This window comes from Candidatus Kuenenia stuttgartiensis (assembly GCF_900232105.1).
Lineage (GTDB): Bacteria > Planctomycetota > Brocadiia > Brocadiales > Brocadiaceae > Kuenenia > Kuenenia stuttgartiensis_A.
The window spans coordinates 1,366,812-1,393,150 of record NZ_LT934425.1 but is presented as its reverse complement, the minus strand read 5'-3'; the positions used below and the strand labels follow the sequence as shown (position 1 = coordinate 1,393,150).

The 26,339-nt window shown below is 41.7% G+C and carries 26 protein-coding genes; 5 read left to right on the top strand and 21 right to left on the bottom strand.

Annotated features, from left to right (window positions below):
* Positions 1-153 precede the first annotated feature (153 nt).
* On the top strand, positions 154-2,691 hold the full coding sequence (locus KSMBR1_RS06345; protein ID WP_230408049.1) for a tetratricopeptide repeat protein: 2,538 nt from the start codon (positions 154-156) through the stop codon (positions 2,689-2,691).
* 167 nt (positions 2,692-2,858) lie between these two features.
* On the opposite strand, the gene KSMBR1_RS06340 is transcribed toward KSMBR1_RS06345, so the two are convergent.
* The 4 genes from KSMBR1_RS06340 to eno all read right to left on the bottom strand — a co-directional run bounded on the left by KSMBR1_RS06340 (position 2,859) and on the right by eno (position 7,118).
* Positions 2,859-3,836, bottom strand: a complete 978-nt coding sequence (locus KSMBR1_RS06340; RefSeq protein ID WP_099324555.1) for an acetyl-CoA carboxylase carboxyltransferase subunit alpha — start codon at positions 3,834-3,836, stop codon at positions 2,859-2,861.
* Positions 3,837-4,088: 252 nt separating this feature from the next.
* A complete protein-coding gene (locus KSMBR1_RS06335) occupies positions 4,089-5,345 on the bottom strand; it encodes a glutamate-5-semialdehyde dehydrogenase (RefSeq protein ID WP_099324554.1) in 1,257 nt (418 codons plus the stop codon).
* Complete coding sequence (locus KSMBR1_RS06330; protein WP_099324553.1) at positions 5,311-5,850, bottom strand: FtsB family cell division protein; 540 nt, start codon at positions 5,848-5,850, stop codon at positions 5,311-5,313. Before KSMBR1_RS06330 ends, KSMBR1_RS06335 begins: the two co-directional genes overlap by 35 nt.
* Positions 5,826-7,118: a phosphopyruvate hydratase gene (gene eno / locus KSMBR1_RS06325; RefSeq protein WP_099324552.1), complete on the bottom strand. Its 1,293-nt coding sequence runs from the start codon at positions 7,116-7,118 to the stop codon at positions 5,826-5,828. Before eno ends, KSMBR1_RS06330 begins: the two co-directional genes overlap by 25 nt.
* A 578-nt stretch (positions 7,119-7,696) precedes the next feature.
* Between eno and KSMBR1_RS06320 the strand changes: the two genes are divergently transcribed.
* Together KSMBR1_RS06320 and KSMBR1_RS06315 are read left to right on the top strand one after the other, a co-directional pair.
* Positions 7,697-8,020, top strand: a complete 324-nt coding sequence (locus KSMBR1_RS06320) for a flagellar biosynthesis anti-sigma factor FlgM (RefSeq protein ID WP_099324551.1) — start codon at positions 7,697-7,699, stop codon at positions 8,018-8,020.
* Positions 8,021-8,229: 209 nt separating this feature from the next.
* Complete coding sequence (locus tag KSMBR1_RS06315) at positions 8,230-9,420, top strand: tetratricopeptide repeat protein (protein WP_099324550.1); 1,191 nt, start codon at positions 8,230-8,232, stop codon at positions 9,418-9,420.
* A gap of 572 nt (positions 9,421-9,992) precedes the next feature.
* On the opposite strand, the gene KSMBR1_RS06310 is transcribed toward KSMBR1_RS06315, so the two are convergent.
* From KSMBR1_RS06310 to KSMBR1_RS22375, 10 genes are all read right to left on the bottom strand, one after another.
* Positions 9,993-12,833 (bottom strand): c-type cytochrome, encoded by a 2,841-nt coding sequence (locus tag KSMBR1_RS06310; RefSeq protein ID WP_099324549.1) that lies wholly within the window; start codon positions 12,831-12,833, stop codon positions 9,993-9,995.
* A gap of 23 nt (positions 12,834-12,856) precedes the next feature.
* A complete protein-coding gene (locus tag KSMBR1_RS06305; protein WP_099324548.1) occupies positions 12,857-13,690 on the bottom strand; it encodes a cytochrome C in 834 nt (277 codons plus the stop codon).
* Positions 13,691-13,910: 220 nt separating this feature from the next.
* Positions 13,911-15,611: an FAD-dependent oxidoreductase gene (locus KSMBR1_RS06300; RefSeq protein WP_099324547.1), complete on the bottom strand. Its 1,701-nt coding sequence runs from the start codon at positions 15,609-15,611 to the stop codon at positions 13,911-13,913.
* A 3-nt stretch (positions 15,612-15,614) separates the two neighbouring features.
* A complete protein-coding gene (locus KSMBR1_RS21530; protein ID WP_164994551.1) occupies positions 15,615-15,770 on the bottom strand; it encodes a hypothetical protein in 156 nt (51 codons plus the stop codon).
* A 25-nt stretch (positions 15,771-15,795) separates the two neighbouring features.
* The gene (locus KSMBR1_RS06295) at positions 15,796-16,623 is read right to left on the bottom strand and encodes a cytochrome b N-terminal domain-containing protein (RefSeq protein ID WP_099324546.1); all 828 of its coding nucleotides are present in this window, start codon (positions 16,621-16,623) and stop codon (positions 15,796-15,798) included.
* A 3-nt stretch (positions 16,624-16,626) separates the two neighbouring features.
* Positions 16,627-17,133 carry a QcrA and Rieske domain-containing protein gene (locus KSMBR1_RS06290; protein WP_099324545.1) on the bottom strand — a complete coding sequence of 169 codons (507 nt, stop codon included), beginning with the start codon at positions 17,131-17,133 and terminating at the stop codon, positions 16,627-16,629.
* A gap of 276 nt (positions 17,134-17,409) precedes the next feature.
* The gene (locus tag KSMBR1_RS06285) at positions 17,410-18,798 is read right to left on the bottom strand and encodes a class II fructose-bisphosphate aldolase (protein ID WP_099324544.1); all 1,389 of its coding nucleotides are present in this window, start codon (positions 18,796-18,798) and stop codon (positions 17,410-17,412) included.
* A 27-nt stretch (positions 18,799-18,825) separates the two neighbouring features.
* Entirely contained in the window at positions 18,826-19,842 is a 1,017-nt protein-coding gene (fbp, locus tag KSMBR1_RS06280; RefSeq protein ID WP_099324543.1) for a class 1 fructose-bisphosphatase, read from the bottom strand.
* A 263-nt stretch (positions 19,843-20,105) separates the two neighbouring features.
* A complete protein-coding gene (locus KSMBR1_RS22380) occupies positions 20,106-20,504 on the bottom strand; it encodes a hypothetical protein (RefSeq protein ID WP_230405737.1) in 399 nt (132 codons plus the stop codon).
* Positions 20,461-20,802: a hypothetical protein gene (locus KSMBR1_RS22375; protein WP_230405738.1), complete on the bottom strand. Its 342-nt coding sequence runs from the start codon at positions 20,800-20,802 to the stop codon at positions 20,461-20,463. Before KSMBR1_RS22375 ends, KSMBR1_RS22380 begins: the two co-directional genes overlap by 44 nt.
* A gap of 1 nt (position 20,803) precedes the next feature.
* Here KSMBR1_RS22375 and KSMBR1_RS22370 point away from each other — a divergent pair, with 1 nt between their 5' ends.
* Together KSMBR1_RS22370 and KSMBR1_RS06270 are read left to right on the top strand one after the other, a co-directional pair.
* On the top strand, positions 20,804-21,121 hold the full coding sequence (locus tag KSMBR1_RS22370; protein WP_230405739.1) for a hypothetical protein: 318 nt from the start codon (positions 20,804-20,806) through the stop codon (positions 21,119-21,121).
* 211 nt (positions 21,122-21,332) lie between these two features.
* Positions 21,333-21,833, top strand: a complete 501-nt coding sequence (locus KSMBR1_RS06270; RefSeq protein WP_099324542.1) for a coiled-coil domain-containing protein — start codon at positions 21,333-21,335, stop codon at positions 21,831-21,833.
* 189 nt (positions 21,834-22,022) lie between these two features.
* On the opposite strand, the gene KSMBR1_RS06265 is transcribed toward KSMBR1_RS06270, so the two are convergent.
* From KSMBR1_RS06265 to KSMBR1_RS06235, 7 genes are all read right to left on the bottom strand, one after another.
* Complete coding sequence (locus KSMBR1_RS06265; protein ID WP_099324541.1) at positions 22,023-22,445, bottom strand: hypothetical protein; 423 nt, start codon at positions 22,443-22,445, stop codon at positions 22,023-22,025.
* Positions 22,432-22,677, bottom strand: a complete 246-nt coding sequence (locus KSMBR1_RS06260) for a CsgG/HfaB family protein (protein ID WP_099324540.1) — start codon at positions 22,675-22,677, stop codon at positions 22,432-22,434. The genes KSMBR1_RS06265 and KSMBR1_RS06260 overlap by 14 nt, the downstream gene beginning before the upstream one ends.
* Positions 22,678-22,706: 29 nt before the next feature.
* Complete coding sequence (locus KSMBR1_RS06255; RefSeq protein WP_099324539.1) at positions 22,707-23,135, bottom strand: hypothetical protein; 429 nt, start codon at positions 23,133-23,135, stop codon at positions 22,707-22,709.
* Positions 23,136-23,189: 54 nt separating this feature from the next.
* Positions 23,190-23,468, bottom strand: a complete 279-nt coding sequence (locus tag KSMBR1_RS06250) for a hypothetical protein (protein ID WP_099324538.1) — start codon at positions 23,466-23,468, stop codon at positions 23,190-23,192.
* 106 nt (positions 23,469-23,574) lie between these two features.
* Positions 23,575-24,081 carry a hypothetical protein gene (locus tag KSMBR1_RS06245; RefSeq protein ID WP_157820419.1) on the bottom strand — a complete coding sequence of 169 codons (507 nt, stop codon included), beginning with the start codon at positions 24,079-24,081 and terminating at the stop codon, positions 23,575-23,577.
* Between the two features lie 58 nt (positions 24,082-24,139).
* Positions 24,140-24,832 (bottom strand): Reeler domain-containing protein, encoded by a 693-nt coding sequence (locus tag KSMBR1_RS06240; RefSeq protein ID WP_099324536.1) that lies wholly within the window; start codon positions 24,830-24,832, stop codon positions 24,140-24,142.
* The gene (locus tag KSMBR1_RS06235) at positions 24,829-26,196 is read right to left on the bottom strand and encodes a trypsin-like peptidase domain-containing protein (protein ID WP_099324535.1); all 1,368 of its coding nucleotides are present in this window, start codon (positions 26,194-26,196) and stop codon (positions 24,829-24,831) included. Before KSMBR1_RS06235 ends, KSMBR1_RS06240 begins: the two co-directional genes overlap by 4 nt.
* Positions 26,197-26,339: the final 143 nt, after the last annotated feature.

Here is a 26,339-nt window from a genome sequence, read left to right as displayed (position 1 = left end):
ATTTTTGTTTTTTAAAAAAACTAAAGTGTTACATTTGTTTAGAATTTCAAATCATTTTGTCATTAGAATTTGTTTCGTGTTTCGTGTTTCGTGCTTGGGAACGAGCGTTTTTAAATGCAAGAAAAAAACCATTTTTTTAAAAAATAAATGCTTTTGACTATATATAGCAACAAAAAATCATTACATATTCTATCAATCGTCATTCTTTCCACCGTTTCAATTCTCACGTATTTAAATTGTCTGCCAAACCAGTTTGTTTACGATGACAATTCTACCATTATAGATAACCATTTTATTGAAGACTGGCGGAATCTTTCCGCCTTATTTACCCACGATTATTTTGCCCGCTCCGGAGAGCTGACATACAGGCCGGTAGTGACTCTTTCTTATTTTGTGGACTATTCACTCTGGCAATCCCGCCCAATGGGTTATCACATCACAAACGTAGTATCACACACAATAAATTCGGTGCTGGTGTATTTTCTTATATGCTGTTTGGGCAGATGCTTTTTCCCCGTCAAATACCCCGCTTCTCAGTATATAGAGGGCAGTGCATCATACATCAATCATGCATTTTTAGCTGCCCTGTTGTTCATAATGCACCCCATTGTAAACGAAACGGTTAACGCAATAAGTTATAGAGAAGACCTGCTTGCAACCAATTTTGCACTGCTCTCCTTTTTGCTTTTTCTGCTCTCTGACAAAAAAACGTCTTCTCTCGCATACCCTGAGAAAACAAAAGACCGTCGCCGGATATTCTTTACTGAAATGGCGCCAATGCCTGCAATCAAACATTGTATTCCTGTTTATATTGCGGCAATGACAACCTATTTCCTGGCATTGCTTTCCAAGGAATCTGCCATTGTGCTGCCGGGATTAATCTTTTCCTTTTGCTTCCTTTTCAAAGAACGCACGGTAAACATCCCCTCTCCATCCCTGGAAAAAGAACCAGGCGCTTTCCATATCAACCGCTGTGCAGGTCCCACCGAAGATGCCCAAAACAACTCCTCAAAACCCGGGTATTGGAAAAACAGGGCGTGCCTTTTCTTCAGGGCTTTTGCAAAAATAGCCGTATCTCCTTATTTCATAAGCTATATAGGGATCAGCATTATGTATCTCATCCTCAGATTTATCGTATTTCGTAATATCCATGAGAATATCGAATATCCCGGTAATAGTTTCCTGACGGCCTTGTTTACATCAACAAAAGTAACAGGCAGATACATTTCCAATATCTTTATACCTTTTAATCTTAATGTGGACTACCATGTCTTACCCATTAAATCGCCTCTGTCGGTTGCCTTTATTGTGCCATTTTTATTTTTAACAACTCTTATTGTTATCATTCTCCGTTTAAAAAGAAAATGCATATTTCAAACCTTCAAACCGCAGCAATGTGATAAAAATAGCGCAACATTTCGACAGGAAAGATTTTATTTCATATTGTTTGGGATATTGTGGTTTTTTATTTCCCTCCTTCCTGTCATAAACATTATTCCGTTAAGCAATCTTATGGCAGACCGCTATCTTTATTTGCCATTCATAGGATGTTGTATAGTTTTTTCAACGGCAATTACACATCAAAAGAAAGCGATTAAATACTCTTTCATCATTCCGGTTTTAATAGTTTGTGCGATCATCACAATCACCCGGAACAGACATTGGGAAAATGAATTTACACTGTGGTACAATTCCGCTCAAAATCCACTCTGCAGCTTTACTACCTATAATAATCTTGGCACGCAGTATAATAAAAAAGATGACCCGGATACCGCCCTTATGTATTACCGCAAAGCAATAGAAAAATCACAGGAAACCGGATTTACCCGTTATGCTACGGTGCACTACAATATGGGGAATGCTTACAAAAAAAAGAATCAGTTGCCCCAGGCAATTTCTTCTTACAAAAAAGCACTCCAAATAAAACAGGATTACAAACAAGCGCATAACAACCTTGGGAAGATTTATTTTGAGATGGAACAATATGACGATGCGTTTGAGGAATACAATACGGCTTTGGCAATCGACCCCGGTTTTGCCGATGCACATAATAATTTAGGCGTATTGTATAACAAAAGAGGCATGGATGAAGATGCGATTGCCGCGTACAAGAAGGCGGTTGCCGCAGACCCATTAAACAGTGACGCATATTACAATCTGGGCAATGTTTATGAATCAAAAAACCAATTCGAACTTGCCGTGGAGGCATATCAATCCGCACTGGCGATTGACCAGGCGCTGGCATATGCCCACAACAATCTTGGTGCTCTTTATGACAAAAAAGGTATCCTTGATAAGGCGATAGAAGAATATCGTCAGGCAATAAAATATGACCCCTTGTATCCTTATGCCCACAACAACCTTGGCGCCTCCCTCGCAAAAAAAGGCGACATGGATAGTGCGCTGTCAGAGTTTCAGGAGGCAGTTCATTTACTTCCCGATAATCCCGATTTTCGTTTTAATCTTGGGTACGTATTTCTCAGGATGGGAAATAATGCCCTCGCATTACAAGCATTTGAAGAAACCATTCGTATTAAACCTTCTCACACAGAAGCACTTTTCCGTGCAGGGGTTATACATTACGAACAAGGCAATAAAGATAGGGCAGAAACGTTGTTGAAAGAAGCGATTGCGATTAGCCCGGGGCATTTAAAAATAAAAAAATACCTGGAAATGATTGAAAACAGGTAGGAATACGAAGTACGAGTTATGAGCTACAAAGTACGATTTAAAAATCACAAGTCCCAAGTCGTAAATTAATAAAAAAGGAAGCCACCGATTACACAGACTTCGTCGTGAGCTCTGTAGAACGATTGCACAGATTAAAAAAATCGTAAAATCGTACTTCGTATTCTGGTTTAAACCTCCAGATATTTCCCTATTTTACGGTATCTGTTGTATCTGTCTTCTATAAGTTTGTCGGTAGGGATAGTTTTTAACTGATGCAGATATTTAAGCAGAAACGATTTCATTGTCGAGGCAGTCTTTTCGGGGTCTTTATGGGCAGCGCCGGATGGTTCAGGTATGATTTCATCCGCAATGCACAAATTCAATAAATCCTTGGCAGTTAAGTGTAGTTTTTTAGCAGCTTCCGGCGCCATTTCTCCATTTTTCCATAATATTGCGGCACATCCCTCTGGGGAAATAACGGAATAGTAGGCATATTCGAGAATTGCAAATATATCGCCAATTCCGATTCCTAATGCCCCTCCGCTGCCGCCTTCGCCGATAACGATATTTATTATAGGCGTTCTCAGCCGGGACATCTCATAAATACTCTCTGCAATAGCATGTGCCTGCCCCCTTTCTTCCGCTCCAATATCAGGATTTGCCCCCGGGGTATCTATTAAAGTAATAACAGGTAATTTAAACTTTTCCGCAAGCTTCATCTTTTGCAATGACTTCCGGTATCCTTCAGGATTTGGCATGCCAAAATTACACGCAATACGTTCCTTTGTGCTTTTCCCCTTTCGGTGTCCTACGATTAACACCTTTTCCTCATCAATCTTGCCAAAACCGCAAACCATTGCCTTATCATCGCCAAATCGTTTATCCCCATGGAGTTCAACAAAGTCTTCCACGATAAAATTTATATAGTCTGTTGACAGTGGGCGTAAGGGATGCCGTGCGATTTTAACGATATCATAAGGGGTTAATTTAGCAAAGATTTCCTTTTGTATCTGTTCTTGCTCTTCCCTTAAGTAGCGTAATTCATCGTCATGCTCTGATTCGCCTTTTAAAGAGGCATTTTCTAAATCTTCTATACGATGTTCAAGTTCCAGAATCATATTCTCGAGTTCTGCTATTGATCTTTCACCAAAAGCTGCTTTTCCCATAATATTTACACCAAATAAAAAAATAATGAAAGGTTTCCCTGATTCGTTTGAAATTATTTAAAAGTCCTATTTCCGCAAAACAAACAATAATTTATATCATTTTTTTCTGGTGAAGCAAGTTTTATGAATGCCCTTACGGCAGGGAAGGTATTTCTTTGGAAGTTAATTTGCCGCAAAAAGCGAATTACGAATTACGAATTACGAGGTATGATTTAAAATCCCAAGTCCCAAATTCCAAATCGTACTTCGTAGTTATTCCCGCAATTGGCCGTTTCCAAAAACCACAAATTTATAGGAGGTAAGTTCTGCAAGTCCCATTGGCCCTCTGGCGTGGAGTTTATCCGTGCTAATGCCAATTTCAGCCCCCATGCCAAACTCATAGCCATCGGTAAAACGGGTAGAGGCGTTGACGTATACCGCTGCGGCGTCTACCTCGCCGGTAAATTGCAGGGCATTACTATAATTGGTAGTGATGATTGCCTCTGAATGACCTGAACCGTATTTTGTTATATGAGAAATAGCGTCATCTATTGAATCCACTACTTTTATGTTTAACACCATATCCAGGTATTCATTATGATAATCTTCGTCCGTTGCCGGTTTTATCGTATCTAAAAAGGTACATGTTTTTTTGCAACCCAGCAATTGCACGCCGGAATCAACTAATCTTTTCGCTATTTTTGGCAAAAAAACGGGAGCGATATTTTCATGCACCAGCATCGTCTCCATTGCATTACAGGTTGCAGGCCGCTGAACCTTGGCATTGAAACAAACCTCTTCGGCAATTTTCAGATCGGCAAATTCATCCACGTAGGTATGGCAAACGCCTTTATAGTGTTTTATAACAGGGATGGTCGATTTTTCAACGACGGTACGGATGAGTGCTTCTCCGCCACGAGGAATGACGACGTCAACATATTTGTCAGACGTAAGTAAATAATCAATCGCCTCCCTCTCTGTAATTTCGACAAGCTGTATGCCGTTTTTATCGAGTCCTGCCTTTTCCAAAGCGGCAGTAAGTATTTTATACAGCGCAATATTAGAATGAATCGCCTCTTTCCCACCCCTTAATATAACGGCATTTCCTGCTTTCAGACACAATGCCGCAGCATCGGCGGTCACATTAGGCCGTGATTCATAAATAATAACAATTACGCCGATTGGTGTGCGTATTTTTTTTATCTGCAAACCATTTGGCCGTGTATGCCCATGAATAATTTCTCCTACAGGGTCGGCAAGATGAATGATTTGCCTTACACCGTCAGCCATTGCGTTGATACGTTTATCGGTCAGGGATAGGCGGTCAATCATCGCTTCTGACAGTCCGGCTTGTTTTGCGGCGAGCACATCTTTTTTATTTTCCGTTAGAATGAAATCCGCAGAGGAATTTATGCCTTCCGCAATATAATCAAGTGCAGTATTTTTTAACGCTGTGCTTGCCGTAGCAATACGCCGCGAAGCGCTTTTCGCATCTCTAACGATTTGATTTATATAATTTTCTATATTCATAATAGTAGGTAATCAGATAATATGCGGCGGTAACAAGAATTATCATGGCAGGAAGCTGCCATGGAAAAGACCCGTCGAAGAGGAATGATTTCCACCGGTTTGGGGCAGTTGCAGCAACGGGCTTTTTTCCGGGGACGCTTTTTATATTAAAACGATACTTATCATAAAAAACCTCTCCAGGCGCAAAATATCCTAATTGTTCACGCGCTTCTTTTTCAATACGGAGAGGGTCTTTCTGTAAAGAGGAATACTCGCTCTCGAGACTGTCGTTTTCCAATCTTAATTGTACCACATGTCCCTCAAGAATCCTTTTTGTTTCTAACATACGAAATCTTTCCTGACGGGCATGCGTAATTAGGTAGGAGAAGAGTACTACGACAAATGAGGTGACAAGGGTAATCAGGATGTATTTGCCGAAATAAAAGGGTTTTTCCTCTCTTTTCTCACAAAAAAGATTTCCCCGAAAATGATTGCCATGCTCTATACCTGTTTTTGCAGTCTGCATAATTTACCTCCATATATTGCGTTATCCGAGAGGTCTTCTTCTATACGTAAAAGTTGATTGTATTTGCATATACGATCCGTCCTGCTTAGTGAACCGGTTTTTATTTGGCCGGCATTGGTGGCTACTGCTATGTCTGCGATGGTGTAATCTTCTGTTTCGCCTGACCGATGAGAAATGACGACTGAGTAGCCATTCGTCTTTGCCAGTTCAATTGCATCTAACGTTTCTGTTAAAGTGCCAATTTGGTTGACCTTGATTAAAATGGAATTGGCTACGCCTCTTTCAATTCCCTTTGCCAGGATTTCCGTATTTGTAACGAATATGTCGTCTCCTACGATTTGAACCTTTTTTCCCAGTTGATTGGTAAGTTTAACCCAACCATCCCAATCGTCCTCCGCCAAACCATCCTCAATGCTGCAAATAGGATACTTATTCAAAAATTCCGTGTAAAGGGCGATGATTTCATCGCTTGTTTTTTTCTTGCAACCCTCTGTGCGCAATACGTATTTTCCTTCCTGATAAAATTCACTGGCAGCAGAGTCTAACGCAAGATAAACATCTTTTCCCGCACTATACCCGGCGTCTTTAATCGCCTGAAGAATCAAATCAATCGCCTCTTCATTAGTTTTCAAATTCGGAGCAAAACCGCCCTCATCTCCAACATTAGTGTTGTATCCATTTGATTTTAAAACAGAGCGAAGGGTATGAAATATTTCTGCGCCGGTGCGCAAGGCGTTCGCAAAGCTGTCCGCATTTACCGGCACAATCATAAACTCCTGTATATCAAGATTGTTGTCGGCATGTTTGCCGCCATTCAGGATATTCATCATGGGGACGGGCAAAACCTTTGCATTCGTACCGCCAATATACCGGTATAGGGGAACCCCCAATGCATTAGCAGCCGCTTTTGCCGTTGCAAGCGAAACGCCTAAAATAGCATTTGCCCCGAGTTTCTCTTTGTTTTTGGTGCCATCTAATTGTATTAACAGGTTGTCAATCTCTACCTGGCGGGTTGCATCCATTCCTTCGAGTTTATGAGAAATAATTTCATTTACGTTTTTAACCGCAGTCTGAACCCCTTTGCCCATAAATCGTGAAGGTTTATCAGTATCTCTCAGTTCCAGGGCCTCCCTTTTTCCTGTGGAAGCTCCGGAAGGCACGGCGGCACGGCCCATAATTCCATTCTTCAAAATCACATCGACTTCTACGGTAGGATTTCCCCTTGAATCCAAAATCTCTCTTGCTTTAATACTATAAATAATGGTCAATTGACAGCTCCTGTTTTATATGTATATCATTGATAGAATGTAAGTTACGAACTTTAAAAAAACATGAATTCCTCTATAGCACATTTTTTGGCTGATGTCAAATATATTCTGTTAGACTGCTGTTCTAATCATTTTATATATATCTTATACGTGGAAAACATGCGCTAAATTGTATCAATTTCGTTTTTTGAAAAATTCCAATAATAACGATATTTGCCGCACGGTGTAGGGGTGAAGCATTTGGCCGTTTGAGCATGAACGCATGTCTGCCCGTTATAGCAAATGCTTCGTCCCTACGGTTTCAAAAAACCTGCTATCAGAGAGAAACAAAAATACTTTGATAAAAACCTAAATCAGTGCCCATTTTTGCCGATATCAAAACTAGCGTTGCACCACAATAAACGTATACGGTTCTGAGAGAATAAAGTTTTGAATAACGATACAATGAAGATATAATTTTTAATGGCGGCAAAATTTAACTAAAAATGATATTAAACGCGCCTTTTATTTGTTCTGTACAGTGCGAAATTTAAATCTACAAACTTAAAAAAACATTTTTGAATATTAAGGAAGGTACTATGGATAGAATAACGAGCGACCCCTCCATGCTGAAAAGTATTGGCTTGAAGCGTTACGAAGCGAATAAGCCGGTAAAAAACAGAGAGAAAGAGGGGAATACCAGTTCCGAAAAACAAGACGCCGTTAGCATTTCTCAGGAGTCCAGGATTTTTAGCGAAAAAATTGAAAATCTGAAAGCAATCGTTAAAAACGAAGTATCGGATACAAGGTCTGCAAAATTAGTGGAAGTAAAAGAAAAACTGGAAACAGGGTTTTATGAAAAAGAGGAAATATCAGAAGAAGTGGCGGATAAAATAATAGCTGCATTCAAAAACAAGGCATAAAAAACTTTTTGCCAAATACAAAAACTGCGGTAGTCATCTCCCGGCACCCTTCCGAATCCATTTTAAACATGTTTTTACTTTCTCGTAAATCCCGGAGTGGTAATAAGAGCCTGCTAATTTGTATTAACTACAAATGATCGGGCTTTTTTTATTTATTTTAAAATAAACTCAATACCGATAATCCCTTTAATAAAAAGATGCCCTTAAAAATGTTAAAAAAAACTTATACATCATTAATATTCACTATTACTTTTTTTATCTTTTCAGCGCAAACCTTGCCTGCGCAGGAACAAAAATATAAGGTTGTTATCTTTCCCTTTGTGTATAACCTTGGATCAGAGAGTCAAATTGCAGGGGTGGAACGTATTATACAAAGCGAGTTAATCCGGTCTGGTCTTTTTAGCGTAATAGACCAGAAACGTACTTACCATTATGTGAGAAAAACTGTTTTGCATAATTTCTACAAGATTGACAACGTGGAAAAAGGTTCAAACTTTAGTAATAAAGATATTATAGACCTTTTTTTTAGTTTTGAGTGGGAAAAAGTAGTAAAAATGACAAAGCAATTAAATGCAGATTTCGGGATAAAAGGCAGTCTTTCCCAATTTGGCGAAGGATACCGGGCAGATATCGAAGTGATAAATGCAAAGGAAATAGAAACAGTAAGACTGCAGGAGATGAAGGATAAAACGGTGGGTGCATTGGTGGGGGAATGCGAGTCAGCGGAGAAAATTCCGGAAATGTTTGAAAAACTTGTGCAGCAAATCACAAGACTTTGCCTTTCAGACAAAGTAATGGAAACTGCCGAAGATATCATAGAAAGTTACTATCAGGGAAAATTCACATATCAGGAAACGGAAAACAAATTACTGGAACTTGTTTCTGATATGCCGGAAGAGTTTGTTCTGCAATATACGTTATTTTCCCATTATCTGGAGAATCCTGAAAAAATCGACCGTTTAATAAAAACGGGAGAAAAGGCAATACATTTATTTGATTCAGGCAATGAAGAACATATAAGGTACATGTCCTTTTTAGGGTTAGACCTCTTTCACGAACTTGCCAATGCCTATGTTATTGCCGGTAGCTTTTCAAAAGCAATAACAGTCTACAATCATGCATTAACAATATACCCTATGAACCAGGCTAAATATTTCAAACAGTTGGGAGTGTTGTATCTACTGGAGGACAAAGGAGAGGCATCCATGGATGCTTTTAAAAAAGTGCTGAATATCGACCCGGCGGATTTTGAATCCAATTTTACCATAGCTGCCCTCTATGAAGCAAAAAAGAACACGGCAAAGGCCCTCGAACAATACCGGAATTGTGTTAAATATGCGACAAACCCAACCGACAGGTCGAAAGTATTAGAGGCAATTAAAAAACTGGAGGCGAAATAACCCTTGCGTTAACCTTGAATAATAACTAAAGCGCTAACAGTTTATATTCTTTAAAAAGTAAAAGCGCTCGTTCCCAAGCTCCGGTTTGGGAACGTAAATGCATTGGAAGCTCCCGCTTCCCTTTCGTCATAATTATTCGGTTTAAACTTTGTATGTGGACTAAATGGGTAAGATGAAGCACCGAAAGATATTTTTAAATATCATCGGTAGCATTTTTCATTCTTTTTTTCCAGGCGAAGCTGGAGCTTCTCAAACAATTGCGTTCCCAAGCCAGAGCTTGGGAACGAGAGTATTATTTGAAATGCTAAACGAGAGCATCTTTCGTATTTCGTGCTTGTTTAGTTCTGGCTATGCTAGCTTAGGATAAATAGCTCCGTCAGGAGCAACCTGTAAAATGAATGATTGACAGGGAGACAGCTTGCTCCTACGGTAGAGAGATGCAATATTTTGCGCTCTATTAGGTGATACGTTTTCCAAAAAACTAAAGTGTTACCTAAAGCGACATTTTATTCTTACGTCCAGCACAAAAATTGGCAGTGCATTAACCCTGTCATGGTTGTTTCTTTGTAGTGCTATTCCCAAAGGTTCATCAAAAAATCCTTCATAACCTCTACCTGTTCTTCAGGTGTTCCGGGAATATATTCCTGAAATTCTCCTTCTCTGAAAAATTTAGGCATTTTTGTTCCCGGCTGAATCGATTGCGGGTCTAAAAGCCATTTCTTAATCCACTCCGGCTTGAGCCGTGTCTTTGCAAGCATTAGATCAGGCGCCCAGTCTGCGGGCTCCCCTTCCGGCATTTTACTGCCTCTGATATGGCATTGCAGGCAATGAACATTTTCAGATTCGAATAGCTTTTTCGCAGCTTCGAGATACCCGGGAAATGCCAGTTCTTTTTTTTCTATATATCCCTTTTTTGTTTCTTCGATATACTCATAAGGGTATTGTTCCCCATCTTTTGCGGCAAGAAATATAGCCAGCTTCGTTGCATCTTCGGTAGACATGTCAAACGATGGCATTTTTACGTCAAGCCAGGGTCTGAGATCAAAGGGTTCTTTTAAAAACGCAAATGTCCACTCGCATTGTACTTTCTTCCCTTCGCCGTATAATAATGGTGGCACAAAGACCCGTGCCTCTTCAGGCATGATGCCTATTTCTTCCACATGATATGCTATAATCCGGTTCGCCAGTTCAATTTCCGTTACTCTGTCCTGTTTTACAACATCTTCTGCTGCAATAAATACCACCTCACCGGCTTTGTGCCCGTAGCGCTCGTTATCTTCCATTAATTGAAAATAAACGCCGTCATCCTCTTCTATTTTTACCATTCCCGAAAGTTCTATACCATCGTTAAGATATATTCTGTCCAAATCAAACTGATGGCATCCGGAGCAATTGTATTTGTTTATAATCATCCTGCCTTCCGCAATTACCTTTTGTCTCTCAGATAACGACGCAACATATTTCTCCGGCAATTTTTCATCCCTTAATCCTGAAAGAAAGATGACCAACGCTTTTATCTGTTCCACGGACAATCTAAAGTCTGGCATCTTCAGCCGGTCTTCCGGCTTTTTATACTTCCCTTCGTCAAACTGTCTTGGGTGCTGCAATTTTGCCTGCAACCATGCCCTTCTTGCCTCGCCAATGTTTTCCGTATAATGTTTCAGCCCTGCCTCGCCAAGTATCTTTTTTTCCAAAAGCCCGAAATCGAATAAGGGTATGTGTTTCGATCCGATATCGGACAATTCTGCGCCAATTTTGCCAAGTCCTTCCATGCCCTTAATTTCATGGCATCCAAAACAGCCATATCTTTTGATTAAAGCCTCGCCCGTGCGCGCCTTGTTTTTGTCTGTTAACCATTCAATATTCTTAGTTTCATCATCGTCAGAAGGTTGTTTTGTTTTGCCTATTAAATATCCGGCGATGAGGCGGGCATTTACGTCGTCTATCCTGAAATTTGGCATCCTTGTAAGTGGTTCTTTACTTTTTGGATTGAGTATCCATTCAACCAGATACATATCGCGCATCTTTGCGCCAGTCTTTGCCAGATTGGGGGCAAACGTTCTTTCCGCCCCTTCTTCATAACTATGGCATGCCAAACAGCCTGTTTGTTCAAAAAGGAAATCGCCACGTTCGTACTCTTCCCCGGTAAGCCGGATTATTTCGTCATTATCGTCTTCCGCATTGTCAGCGTGTTGCCATAGATATGCTGCTATTGCACGGGATTCTTCTTCGGACAATTTAAAGTCCGGCATTCGGGTGGTTGGCCTGAAAGCCTTTGGATCTCTTATCCAGTCAGTTAACCATCCGGGTTTTACCTTGTTTTTAATATTACGCAAACCGGGACCTATAATTCTGTCCTTATACTCTCCAAAACCTTCTGTATCATGGCAACCATAACAACCAAGTTCCCCGAATAACTTTTTCCCTTCCCAAAGTACCTCTGCCCCCTTTACTTCCCTTACACCATTATGGCATCTGATGCATGAGGCCTGCGCAACGACACCGCGGTATATTGGAGTAAGCCAGTATTCAACCTCTCCGTGCGCTTTTTTCACCCCTGATGTTGCGCTTGATTGTCCTTCGTGGCATAAAACGCAGCCAAATTTTTCAGGCGGGTGATTTCCCAGATATAATTGTCTGTCGGGATGGCTTGCATATGGCTGTTCTTCTGAAACACTTTCAGGTTTATCTATGCCGGGGTGGCAGGACATGCATCGATCAACTATATTTATATCTTCCAGATAGGTTTGGTATACCTGGAGACCTGTACGTGCTGTTTTGAATTTATTTAATTTGTTTTTGCTATACGCTACTCCCGAAGTGTATGAATCTAATTCATTTGTATAAGTTATAACATCTTTTTTCAATTCTCCCTGCCTTGTCCTGATTAATGCAAGCCGGTTTTCAGCCACCTTCCGTTTCATGGCACGTTCTTCATTTTCTTTTTCCAGCGCAGCTATTTCTTCTTTCAATTGTTCATTCTGCGTTTTCCCATAAAGGTATTCTTTCTCAGAGATTTTATTTCGTGCCACCACGGACAGAAATTTCAATGACTCGACTTCCTGTCCGGCGCGCTTTTCTTCGGTTAACAGGTTTTGATACTCCTTCTGTACTGCTGGAGCAATGAAGGCATCCTGTGCATGTTTCAGGTTTTCTTTTGCCTCCGTATATTTTTTTTGTACTTCGGGACTCTCGAAAATGGCGACTGACTTTGTGTATTCTTCCCCTGCTTTTTCATATTCCAACTGATAAAATTTCTTTTGATATTTTTTCCATGGCCGTCTGTCAACTACTTCATTCACTACTGCCCACAAGGCAACTGCAGCAAGGATAAAGCTTACAACCGCAAACGCCGCCGAATAGGACTTTTCCTCTTCTCTCTTTTCTTTTTTTCGTACTTTTCCGGTTTCCATAATCACACGTAAATAATAGAAAATTATATGTTAAACCAGGGGGTCACCCAGATATATTTTATGTGAAACACCAATCGCAGGCATACTTTTATCGGAAGCGCCATCATGCAGAGAAAGAGGAAGGCAACGATTGTATATCTAATGAACCCGAGCTTCTCTATAGCCAAACTTTTTCTGCGTTTTAAAAACCGGTAGGGGAAGGATATCCCCAAATAAAAATAACCAAACAACACTAACCCGCCAAGCATAAAGCCCGGCAAAGAATTCGACCTGATCCCTATAAGGCTGGTCAGATCATAATTTGTTTCCGCAACAACCCGATGTGGGTCCCACTCATGCCATGGCCAAAACCACAACCAGCCTGGTCCACGCATAAACACCCCGACGATGATCAGCAATATCCATAAGACGTGAAACCCAAAGCAAAAGGTCAGCATCGCAAATTTTCTTTCTTTAAAGGTATAATAACCATTCCCCTTTGGATTACTATCCACATAGGGAATGACCATTAACCCGGCAATTATCAGCATCGGGAAAATAACGCCGGCAATCCATGGGTCAAAATAAACAAGCATTTCCTGCAATCCCAGAAAATACCAGGGTGCCTTTGCAGGATTTGGAGTCATGGTAGGGTCTGAAATTTCTTCAAGGGGAGCGTCAAACAGGACAGACCAGACGATGAGTATGATTGTGCAAATAATAGCCGCCAGGAACTCTTTTCTTATCAAGAATGGCCATGTGGCTATTTCATCTTCCGATATATCAATATCTTTTTCCCTGGCAAACGTCTTGCCTTTTATAAAGGCAAGGGCGCGATGCCGGTCTTTCTTTTCTTTATTTTCCTCGCTATTACTCATATCTGTTTCGTAAAAAGGTCTTCAATCTGTTTTTGCCGCTGTTACATTTTTTGCAACACTTTAGTTTTTTGAAAAATTCCAATAATAGCGATGTTTGTCGCATAGGGTAGGGGCGAAGCATTTGCCCGTTTGGGTATGAATGTATTTATGACAATTTACGGCAAATGCTTCGCCCCTGCTTTTTTTTGCAGTGATCAGCCAACGTATTTTTATAGAAATATTACCCCTCTGAATAGGCGAAGCGTTTCATGGTAATTGCCCTTGTGGGGCAACGTTTAACGCACAATCCGCACCGGATACACTTTTCTTCATCTATTATCATTGCGGCATCCCATTCTTCGGGGATGTTTTCTTCATTGCGTAAGGAATCTGGCAACGAAATATTTTCACGCGAAACCATCGATATGCAATTGTAAGGGCAAACATCGATGCAACCGCCGCATAATATGCACTTCTCATCGATAAATATATTGTAATGACAAAGCAGGCAGCGATTTGCCTCTTTCAGGGTATTCTCCATGGAAAATCCCAGTTCTGATTCGGCGTCTAAGCAGCCTCTTTTGTCCAGGGGAAGCGATTCCTGCTTTTGTCTGGGAGCTACTTCATAATCGGAGACTCTTTTTGAAGGGCTTTGGTGTTTATAATAAAATTGATAATCTCCCTTTTCCTGTCCGGTCAAAAAAGTATGTATCGAACCTGCCGCCTTTCTTCCGTCAGCAATCACCTCAATTACATTGCGGGGTCCCGTCACGCAGTCTCCGCCTGCAAATACCCCTTTCCGTGACGTCATGCCTGTTTCATCAATTAAAGGCATCCCCCATTTGTTGACCTTTACGCCCAGTCGTTCTGAAAGGAATACAATATCCGGCGCCTGCCCGATGGCGGGGATAACCAAATCTACAGGTATGGTAAAATTGCTCCCTTCAATAACCTCCGGTCTGCGGCGTCCGGATTCATCGGGTTTGCCAGGTTCATTCCTTACACATTCTATATGCGTAACTTTTCCGTCTTTTCCAATCAGCCTGACAGGAGAAGTCAGGCAAAGCATTTCAATGCCCTCTTCTTCCGCCATTTGAACCTCCATCTCGCCCGCCGGCATTTCTTCCCTGGTTCTCCGATACACAATCGATGCCTTTCCGGCATCCAGCCTTAGAGATGTACGTGCGCAATCGATAGCTGTGAAGCCGCCCCCGATCACCACCACGCTTTTCGGAACGTTTTTTATTGTGCCAAGGTTGGTTTCTTTCATAAAGGAAACGCCATGTATTACCCCTTCCAGGTCTTCGCCGGGAATATCCATGCGGGATGATTTATGTGCGCCGGCGGCAATGTACACGGCGTCAAATGTCTGTAAGAGTTCCTCAAACTTTTCCGGCGTGTTTACCGGTGTGTTTATAAGGATTTCAACGCCAAACCCCTTTATCCATTGTAGCGTATTCTCTATTATGCTGCGCGGCAGACGATAGGGGGGGATTCCCACACTGAGCATGCCCCCTGCAACCGGCAGCGCTTCATATATAATAACATCGTGCCCCTTTACCGCTAAATCATGGGCTGCCGCAAGGCCGCATGGGCCTGAACCAATAATTGCGATGCGTTTGCCGGTTTTTTTAACGGCAACTTTTTTTTGGGGAAATGGATGAAGGGCAAAATCAGCGGCACTTCTTTTCAGAGTGCATATGGCAATGGGGCTGTCAATTGCTCCTCTCCTGCACGCGGTTTCGCAAGGATGGGTGCAAACCCTTCCGAGAATAGGGGGAAAGAGATTTGCCATAAAATTAAGGTTTAATGATGCATCGAAATTCTCCTCGGCAATAAGTTCTATATAATTCATTGCGGGAGTGTTGACGGGACATGCGTACTGGCAATTGATATTTTGCCGAAACCAATGATCATCTGTCTTGATAAGCGTGTATTCCATAGATCACTGTTCTCCTTTCCGGCGTTCCTCTTGTTTCAGCCTTCGATCGTTTCTGAATGCCTGCTGAAAGGTAATAAAGGAGAAGATACACAGCAAAAAGATCAATGCCACAATGGGGATGTTATCCGGTTTAGTTATAATAGCCCATATATTTTCCATAATTTGAAATCGATAAATAACACTATCAAAGCGGCCCTGATATGCCTCCGTCTTTGCGAATTCGCCAGAAATGCACCATCATAAATATGCTGATAATTAATGGAAGTCCTATGCAATGCCATACATACGCCCTTAATAACGCATTACTTCCAACCAGCGAACCGCCCAGAAGGGCAAAACGTATATCATTGTGGGCGGTCATACCCAATTGTTCCCCGAAAGGTCCTTCATGGCCAAGCAATGGAGTGGAACGCGCCATGTTTGTTCCGACCGTAACAGCCCAGAAACCCAATTGATCCCATGTAAGCAAATAACCGGTAAAGCTCAGGAGAAGGGTAACCACCAGCAGAACAACGCCGACACACCAATTAAATTCTCTTGGCGGTTTATACGAACCCGTTGCAAAAACGCGAAACATATGCAGCCACACCGTAATTACCATTAAATGCGCTGCCCATCGATGCAGATTCCTCAGTAATGCCCCAAACGGCACCTGATATTCAAGATCTTTTATATCCCAATACGCATCATGTACCGTAGGCCGGTAATAAAACATCAATAGTACGCCGGTAACTGTAAGCGTTAAAAACAGGAAGAAGCTAATGCCCCCCATACACCATGTAAACTTAAATTGCGGTGCGTGTCGTTTTACCTTTGCGGGATGCAAATGGAGGAAAACATTGGAAATGACCTTTAACATCCTGTTTTTAGGCGTGTCTGAAAAACCATGCCGGAAAACAGACTCCCATACTTTTGACCGAAAGACGCTGTTGCGGACTGCACTAAAGAATCCTTCTTCTTTTAAAAGCCTTTTGTATTTTCTGAAAAATGTATCTTTCTGCGGATTTTCCATGGATTATACCTTTAAAAATGCCCCGGGTTTGTCCCATTCACCCCGTTCACCCCTGTATCGGGTGCTTTCATCGACAATGATCTGCCCGTCATCGCCCAATGCCACTTTAAATCGCTCCAGGGGCCTCGGCGCAGGGCCTTCAATGTTAATTCCATCAGGGGTAAAACCGCTGCCATGACATGGACATTTGAATTTCCCCTCGGAGGCCAACCAGTTCGGGGTACAGCCCAGGTGAGTACACTTTGCCTCAATGACATACAATGTATCATCTTCCTTGACTATCCAAATCCTGAATTGTTTTTTAAATTTTTCGCTTACGCCTGAAGCATATTGGGAGGGGAAACCGATTGAATAACGCGTGGGGGGTTCGAAGATAGTTCTGGGGAAAAAAAATCTGATAATTGAGCCGGTGATTGTGGCAGCAAATATACCTATAAAACCCCAGCCGGTAAAGTAGAGCAATTTTCTACGATTTACAGGAATTTCAGAATTTTTAACTGCTTCCAACATATTTCACCGGAATTATTTTAAAATACACTTAATGTAGTGTTTATTTAAAAGATTGAAAATTCCTGGAAGATTAAATTGAGAATCCGGAAGGAATTGTCAATATACTATCATTTCCGTCGGCAGCATTATTGTATAATGAATAATAAATGAGAAATTATGAAAGTCAACTGAATTTTCAAATATGGTTAAATTGACAAAATGGTTAAGTGGTTAAGTCGTTAAGTCGTTAGGTAGTTAAAACGATTTAACTGTTTGACCAATCAACGAATTAACGAATCAAGGTGTTGGCAATGCTACCTTTACCGGTACCGGTTGAATTGTGTTTTTAATGATCTCTTTTGAATTGACTATGTTTAATTTTTTAAAGAGGAAGTCAAATTTATCTTCAAGATCCTGTCCGATTTTTGCCCTGATATTTTCCGGTAAATCCCAGAATTTCTGCTTGAAAGGGCCGAATCCCATTTTTCTGGTTGTGTAGATAAACTGTTCTTCGGTCTGGCCTTCCTTCCATTCGCTGCGGCATTTGTCTTTGAGGAGTTCGTATATCTCTTTCTTAAAATCTGCGGGGAAGGCGCTGTTATCATAAATCATATTTTGAAATTCTGTGGCGAGATGCACTTCCGCCGTATCTGCTTCCGGAAATTTGCTGAACGCATCAGCAGGAAGCGTTGAAGCGCCATGCTGCACTGCCCCGCTCATGCCGTATTCATCCTTTGCAGTATTTGACAAGGTTTTTAAAGTGTCAAAATCCAGTTTCACGTTGGCAATGGTTCCGTCAGGAAGTACGACCCCTCCATGGGATGTGCCCGTCTGCACGCTGATTTTGCTGATGCCTTTTAATCCGCTGCCCTTTGTTTTTAAAGTGGCGTTGTATCCATCCATGAACGCACGCAGTTCTTCAATAGTGCTGTTCTTTTTTCCCACTTCGCCGATTTCTCCGCCAACGGATATCGTAATGCCCTTTGGTTCCAATGACCTGATATACGCGGTAAGTTCGGCGGCAAGTTCAAAATTGAGACGTTGCTGCCCGGCAAGATCGGGTTTGCTCAAATCGACCAGTGTAGAGGTATCGACGTCAATATTATAAAAACCTCCATCGATGGCCTCTTTTATGAGGTTTTTTACCGTAGCAAGCTCTGCTTCTTTGTCTGCCTGGTATTTCCGGAGAATAATCTGGAAGTGATCGCCCTGAATAAATACAGGGTATTCATGCCCTTCCCTGATAGCTGCCGCAAGGACAACCGCTGTGTATTCTGCAGGCCGCTGACCGGTATATCCGATTTCCGATCGTGCGATCTCAAATATTATTGCAGCCGCATTGTTTTTCTTTGCCGCACAAAACACAGCGCGGGCAACGTCATAGGTAAGTCCCCGAATGTTGATGGCCGGCACGGTGAAACCCTTGTATTCTCTCCGTCCCATCGCATCATAAAGCGATTGTATGGAAGATGACGCATTGCCAAGCGCATTACTGGCCGACCAGATTAGCCACCGTGAGATATCTTTCAGATTGCTGTCACTGTTGAAAACGGCATTGTAAACGATTTTATCTATCGTTTTTGTTCTTAACGCATCTTTATTGATTATAGAAACAGTTCCGTCTTTTTGAATATCGATAATGCCTTTGATATTATTGAATAGTTCTTCTTTTGTTGTGTATAGCATAAACAGTATACTCCCTTCCGTATATTTTTATTTATTTTTGAAATATCCTTCATATTTCTCCACGTCTTCTTTGCTCCCGATAATAAGAGGCGTTTTTTGGTGGAGTTGTTCCGCTTTTATTTCCATGATGGCAGTATCGCCGGTGGAAGCCTTGCCGCCTGCCTGTTCAACAATAAAGGCAAGTGGAGCTGCTTCATAGAGCAATCTGAGTTTTGATTTTGGTTTGTTCGGGTCTTTATAATCGGCAGGATACAGAAAGATGCCTCCATACAAAAGGGTTCTATGAAAATCTGCCACCAGGGAACCAATGTACCGGAGAGAATAAGGCTTTTGCCCCGTCTCAGGGGTTACCTTTTTCAGATCGTTAATATACTTACGTGTCCCTTCGTCCCATGTATTTGTGTTTCCCTCATTGATACTGTAAATCTTGCCTCTGGAAGGGATTTGAATGTTTTTGTGCGAGAGTAAAAACTCTCCGATGCCAGGGTCAAGCGTGAATCCATGGGAACCGTGTCCGGCAGTATATACCAGCATGGTGCTTGAACCATATACAATATAACCCGCGGCAACTTGCTCCACGCCCTTTCTCAGGCAATCCTCAAGTGTTCCATTGCCAGCAGTCGTTTTTCTTCGATAAATGGAAAATATGGTGCCTACGCTTACGTTTGCGTCAATGTTTGAAGATCCGTCAAGGGGGTCGAACATGAGCATGTATTTGCCTTTGGGATACTGGTCTGGTATCGGGATAATGTCTTCATTTTCTTCCGATGCCATAACACAAAGATGACCTCCATGATCCATGGATTTTATAATGACGTCATTGGCATACTCGTCTAGTTTTTTAACTTCTTCTCCATGGATATTTTCCTGTCCTGTGAGACCCAATATATCGGCAAGCCCGGCACGATTTACTTCCCGTGAAATGATCTTTGCGGCAATGGTTAAGTCCCACAGTAGCCCTGTCAGCTCGCCTGTGGCCTCAGGGTGATCCCGCTCTTGTTCAATTATATGTCTTTGTACGGTAATAATTTTACTTCCCGACATACTGCATGCCTCCCAACAAGATTACGTTTCAATTCAATGCTATTCCTTAATCTTCACAACCCCATAATTCTCACTGTCCGCCAAAAGGCAGACGTTTCTGCGATATTCTACATTCTTACTCGTTTATGTGTCAATGTTTTATCTTTTTGGCAACAAACGGAAGACGCATTTGTTTAGAATTTCAAATCATTTTGTCATTAGAATTTGTTTCGGATTTCGTGTTTCGGATTTCACCATTATCGGGTTGGCGTTGACAATGCAGATCAGAAATAAACAATAAGGGAGGTAAGAAACATGTGTTCATTGAGGTCAAAGCTGGTGCCCGATAGTCCAAAATCTTCGCCGTCAACGTCATTTGCCCATCTGAATTGGTAGGCGGCGTCAAGGCTGAATCGTTTCGTGGAAATGCCGCTTCCAACGCTAAAACCGTACACATTGGTAGGATTTCCAAGTGAGGGGCTGGGATCATAAAAAAGTCCCCCGAGAAGAGGAATGATGGTTTTTTTGCGGAAAATCAAATATTCCTTACCGGTACTGATGGCAAAGGTGTCATCAATATCTCTGTCTGTGGATGCGCCTTCCAGTGGACGTGATGTATTGCCCTCTTCGTCTTTCTGCTCAAATGTTGACCAGTATGCCGACGGATATTTTGGGCGTGACAAGTACTGACAGCGCGGGCGTTAACGCCCCGATGCCGCCTTTTGATTCAAATTGTATCGTTTGCATGTAATTTAATGACGGCGGGGATGGGTCATCAATGGACATGCTAAGGTCCACGTCCATGTGGAAATCATAAATCTGCTGATAGTTTAACGCCGCAACCATGTTTTTCCCGAAGACCCTGAAAGGATACGCAGCGCTGGCGTAATTCAAATCGCCACGCGATACGGATTCATTGTCAAGGGTGAGTCCGGTAAGCCCCGGATCAAAATCCTGATCCGTTGCCAGAAAAGAACCCACTATGGAGATTTCCGGCTTTTACAACTGTGTCAGGGCGCCGGGATTCCTTGAGGCGGCAGTAGCGCCGTCCACGACGGCTATAAAGGCGCTTCCCTGTGCAATAGCCCTTGCGCCCGAACCGGTGGGCAGCGGAACCGAGTTAATATTTGGAGGCGATAGGGAAAATTGTGCAAAGGCTGCCCGTGATAATGGCAGAGACAGGAAGATGCATGTTAACGCAAAAAATATTTGTTTTTGTCTCATAAAAATATCCTCGTTTCATACTACGTTCCATGTAGAAATGCACATACAGGGCGCTCATGCGTCCATGGCAGAATAATCCATAAATTTTTGTTACACTATAGTTTTTGTAACACTTTGGTTTTTTGAAACCGTAGGGGCGAAGCATTTGCATGTTTGGACATGAACGCATGTATGCCAGTTATCGCAAATGCTTCGCCCCTACTAAAATTTGTATTTAATCCGTGCAAATCCGGTGTCCTTCATTTTTCTGTTGACAATACCCGGCACAAAAAGTAGCCTTTTGCATTATGAATAAGATATTGAGCGCCATCATACTGATCTCCTTCTTTATTCTCCAGCATACCGTCATTGCCGTAGAGACCGCCCCCCGCATATCTGACCGTGAGATCATAGAGTCACTTGCTGAAATACGAGGAAATTTAAAAAGACTTGATGAAAAGCTTGATACCGTGGATAAAAGCCTCAATAAACGCATTGATGATCTAGACTCCAACCTCAATAAACGTATCGACGCTCTTGACTCCAAGCTCAATAAACGCATCGACGACCTCCGTACAGACATAAACAGCCGTTTTGAAGAAGTAGGCAATCGTTTTGACACACTACAATGGACGCTTGGGCTTTTTATAACCATTGCCCTGGTAATTTTTGGGTTTGTGCTACGCATGCAATGGCAGATGCATCGCCGGCAAACACAGATGGAAACCATTCTTGAGACCCAAAGAGAAGAACTTTCGTTCATAAAGAAACTCATCGAAAAATTCCAACCTCCCAGAGGCGTACTGTAAAATAAAAAGTATCTTTTGCCCTATCCGTTAATTCACTCCACAACTTAACCAAACATTGTGCGGCAGCAGGTAAACCATGATTTTTAGTAGCGCCGTTTGCAATCATAACCTTTGTATTGTCAATTCCATTATTGACTGTACCAAACGTCATCCATGCCATTCCGCCATTATCCCTGATTTTCTTCCATCCTATTTCGTAATCACCATATCATCCTTCATTATATCTACAGAGTCTTTTGCCGTGGTAATTTTGACGAAAGACGTATCCGGCTGCACATAGACAACGCGTGCGATTACCTCCAGGGGTTCTTTTATCCTGAAATTCCCCACATTTATTTCCCTGAAAACCAGCAATTTCATCCCTATTGAAAGCCCGTGGTTTGCGCCTGCGTTCACATGAAATCCCTTTCCTGAGACGTGTATGACCTCTCCCTGCGTCATCGGAAACTGCTGTTTCATTTTTAACGCAAGGCCGTACATGAGCCAATTAATGTTTTTATCATTTTTATCTTCGTCGTAAACATCCGTATTCGCCAGTATTTGCGTTGTTTCAGTATCCACAAGCCGCAATGTGACATTTATTCCTTTGTCATTTTCCTCAACCGAAACCAAAGAGCATGCCTTCCGCCGCCTTTATTTTCCCGATCTTAATGGCGGTATCCGGCGACGCCAGTTCAGAGTTGCTGATTTTTTGTTCCTTTAGTATTTCCAGCAATTTTGTCTGATCTCTTTCTACAAAATTAAACCTTTTAGAGTCCTCATCGAAGGCATTGAGGAGTTTGGCGTAAAGCCGTTCTGCCGGTACTCCCTTGTGTGCAGATGACTGCAGCGGCTGCAATGCCACGGAGTATCTGGATGCTCCAGAATACGTTCTCAACGGGAGCAAGGAAATGGTAAGCCTGGCTTCCATATCAAATAATTCAAAGGTTTTTTCTCAATAACAACCGGAAAAAGTGCGGCTTCGTTGCCTTCTGCGTCAATTGCCCTCACCGTAACGGTATTTTCCCCTTCATTGAGTTTGAGGAAATGATTGAAGAATACATGCTTGCCAGGCCTGATGTCTATGACTTCCCCGTTAATAAACAATTTTTCAATGCCGCTGTCATCATGCGCCTCTCCGCTAAAGAAAAAGTTTTTATCGTACACGATGCACGGCTTTATGCTGCTGCGAATAATCGGTGAAGATATATCTTCGCCTTTGATTTGAGACGAAGTATTGTTTTTTGTATCAGGCGCAACGGCGGTTTGAGAGGCGAGAAACGTATTGATAAGGGATCCGCTTAGCCTGGTTGCGGCAAGCAAAACGGGTTTGTTGATTGTGGTATTTTGCGTAAATTTAATTTCACTCCATTTATCTTAAGGCCAGAGCGAAGCCTTTACCGTCAATTTTTGCTCTCCGCTTGTTTCGTTTCCGGCAACGTCTGTCACCCTGAATGATACATTGTTTCCTTCCTCTAAAATTATTTCCTGCTGGAAATGTACCTCCTTTTCATCGCCATGCGGAACAACCGTATTATTTATAGAGAGACTTTTTATGTCATGATCATCCACGACCGTTCCTTTTACAATGGCGACATTCCTTCCTTTTTTCCTTTGCACTTCTATATCATCAAGATAAAGAATCGGCGGACGCAAATCCAGGGTACACCTCAACTTTTTAATAACAACTGGGCGGGTAACTAAGGCGGACTGGATAATTAGGGTATTGGGGTAGTATTTGCCGTAAGTTTAAGCATGGTGTTCAAGGCGTGACCCCAACACACTCCTTGCTCATGCCATGTTCAATCAATTTCCATTGATCCCTTTCTTTTTTATACGTAATTTTATAAGAATAATCGACCATTTTCTGTCGCCATAAGAAAAAATGCAATATGCCCGTTACAAAGATTTCAACTTGTTTTGCCTGTGGCGCTATATCCTCGAACATTGCGATACAATGTTTTGTTGTATCCGGCGCTAATTCCCCTTTTGCAATTGCGGCATACTGATATTTCTTTCCTTCGTAAAAATCCTCGTCTAATTCTTTAATGTAATCTACAAGTTCCGGATAATATGCGTCGGCATATTCTTCTCCTGTATCCGTTTTCATAAATACATCTATGGGCACCATGATTGTTTTCCCGATAGTATTCTTTAAGTTATAAAACCAGACAATATAGTGCAACTCCCCTTTTGTCCCTGCATTATGCACATATGTCTTTGGCGCAGTCCATGAAAAATCAAGCGTAGATGCATATGATGTATGCATGAAGCAAAACATAGTCAGTAACAGTAATACAACAGAAAAATATCTCCGTTTCAAAAAATTACTCCCTTCTTAATTGTTGCATTTGCATATTGCGAAATTTTCTGGATCTAACAACAATATTCCTTGTTGCGCTGTACACATAATCTCCCATAGCAGTGCCGTCATTGTCGGCTTCCAATCCAATGGCAAAGAATCTGACGGGATTGGCGACCCAGAACTCCTCGGGCGGTGCCTGCCATTTTACATGCCAGTATTTTTGGTTTGTGCCTTTTTTCGTATGAGTTGCGTAAAGGCCGCCCGCTTCCACTTGTGTATCGTCGTCGTCTCCGACGTTAATAAAATTGCCCACTAATCGGTTAAAATACCTGTCTTGCGCTGCAATTTGAAAGCCATGATAATACGTATCCGTTTTTTTAAACGAAACCAGAATATCAATAATTTCTCCCGGTTCACACTCATCTAAAACAAATAACATAAATTTGCCCTTACCCGAACCCACGGTATATTGGTAATGGCATCCCAGAACGTTACATGTAGAAAAGGCTGGAGCATAAAGAGCCCAGCCGTCTTTGGTTGTCGCAGCGCCTACATTTGCCAGGGGCGCCCCGTCGGAATGGGCAAATGAATGCTGCGAGAATAATACGAATATGGAAATTAAAAAAACAATGAAGGCATAATTCGCCATTCGTAAAAAGATAAAAAATGCTGAAATACCTGTTTTTTTATACAAATAGGAAGAAAATTGCCTCATTTTTTTTTATCCTTTACACTTTTGGAAACTTCTTTGAGAAGAGATAATCCATAACGTACTGGAACGCCAAAATTGGATCCTCTGAATCCCGGAAATATCCCATAATTAATTCCGATAACCAGCCCTTTTTTATTAAATATAGGACCGCCGCTTCCGCCAACTGTTGTTTGGGCATCATATACCAGTCTGTTTTCCATAATATCACTTAAATGGCCTTGAGTGGCAAGGGGTTTTATAAAGCCGAAATTGGAAAGTTCCTGAACTAACTGAATAAAAGGGATGTGAATAAATTGTCTTACCAGTTCCGGATCCATCTTTGCAAAAATGGCCTTTATTCCCGCAGGATATCCCAGTAGTAATATTGGTTCTCCCACAACGGCTCCCTTGTCTGTTGTATCTAATTCATGCACCGGAATATTTATGCCACCGGTATTTATGCGAAGCAATGCTACATCCACTTCATCTGAAACCTTTTCCACCGTCAGGGGGAACGGTTCTTTGATTCCTGGGAAAAACGCCCTGAATACTACAAACTTAGGTTTTACCCCCGGATCTAACTGTGGCGCAGAGAAAGTATCAAGTTCCCACCATGGTTCGGCAATATGACGATTGGTTATGATCAGGCCTTCTTCGCTAACTAAAAAACCAGTGCCGGTATATTCATTTATCCCGGTCCTTCTTCCCATCATAAAAAGCGGTTCACCAGTTTCTTCATCATAATAGGAAAAGGCTCCCTGAATAAGGCAAACGCCGTTAGTATACTTTTTTATTATGTTTTCTGCAATAGACCTTTCGAGTTCTAGCATTTTCACCTTTTCGACGGTTTGTGTTAATTTGATATTTTGAACAAAAAAATATGCGATCACAATACCGGAAAAGACAACCAGTGTTAAAATAATACGCAATTTGATATGGTGCGATATTTGGGTGTAAATCTCCCATAAAAGTTGTTTAAAAAATCCCGTTGCAGTGTTGAAACGCCCCTTCTTTGAAGTAAGAGCAATCTCTAAAGAGTCTTCCAATATTTCAGACCATTGTTTGCAAATATCATCTTCATCCATTTTTATACGGAATCGCACCGTTGGCCCGCCTGCTCCAAATTCGATTAAATCACCGTCTTTAAGTGCCATTTCGCTAATTACTCTATGATTAACCAGCGTGCCTTTTAAGCTTCCTTTGTCGATTAACAGATACTCACATTCTTTCCGTAGTATTTCAGCATGAAAAGCGGAGATGTTTGTATCTTTTTTTGCATCAAAGGCAATTTCATTTGATGCATCGGCGCCGATAGTTATTTTATCGGAAGAAAATACTTCTGTTTTTCCACGACGGCTGCCAGATAAATGAACTAATACTGCTTTCAGTGCAATTTCTCCTTCACGTTAGTACATTATGCAGTCGGCAATCTACAGTCTACAGTTGGCAAATTGCAGATTGCAAGATTTAGGACAGAGGATTGAGGATTGCCGACTGAGGACTGTTTTGGATTTTCCCGGGAGTAGGGCTT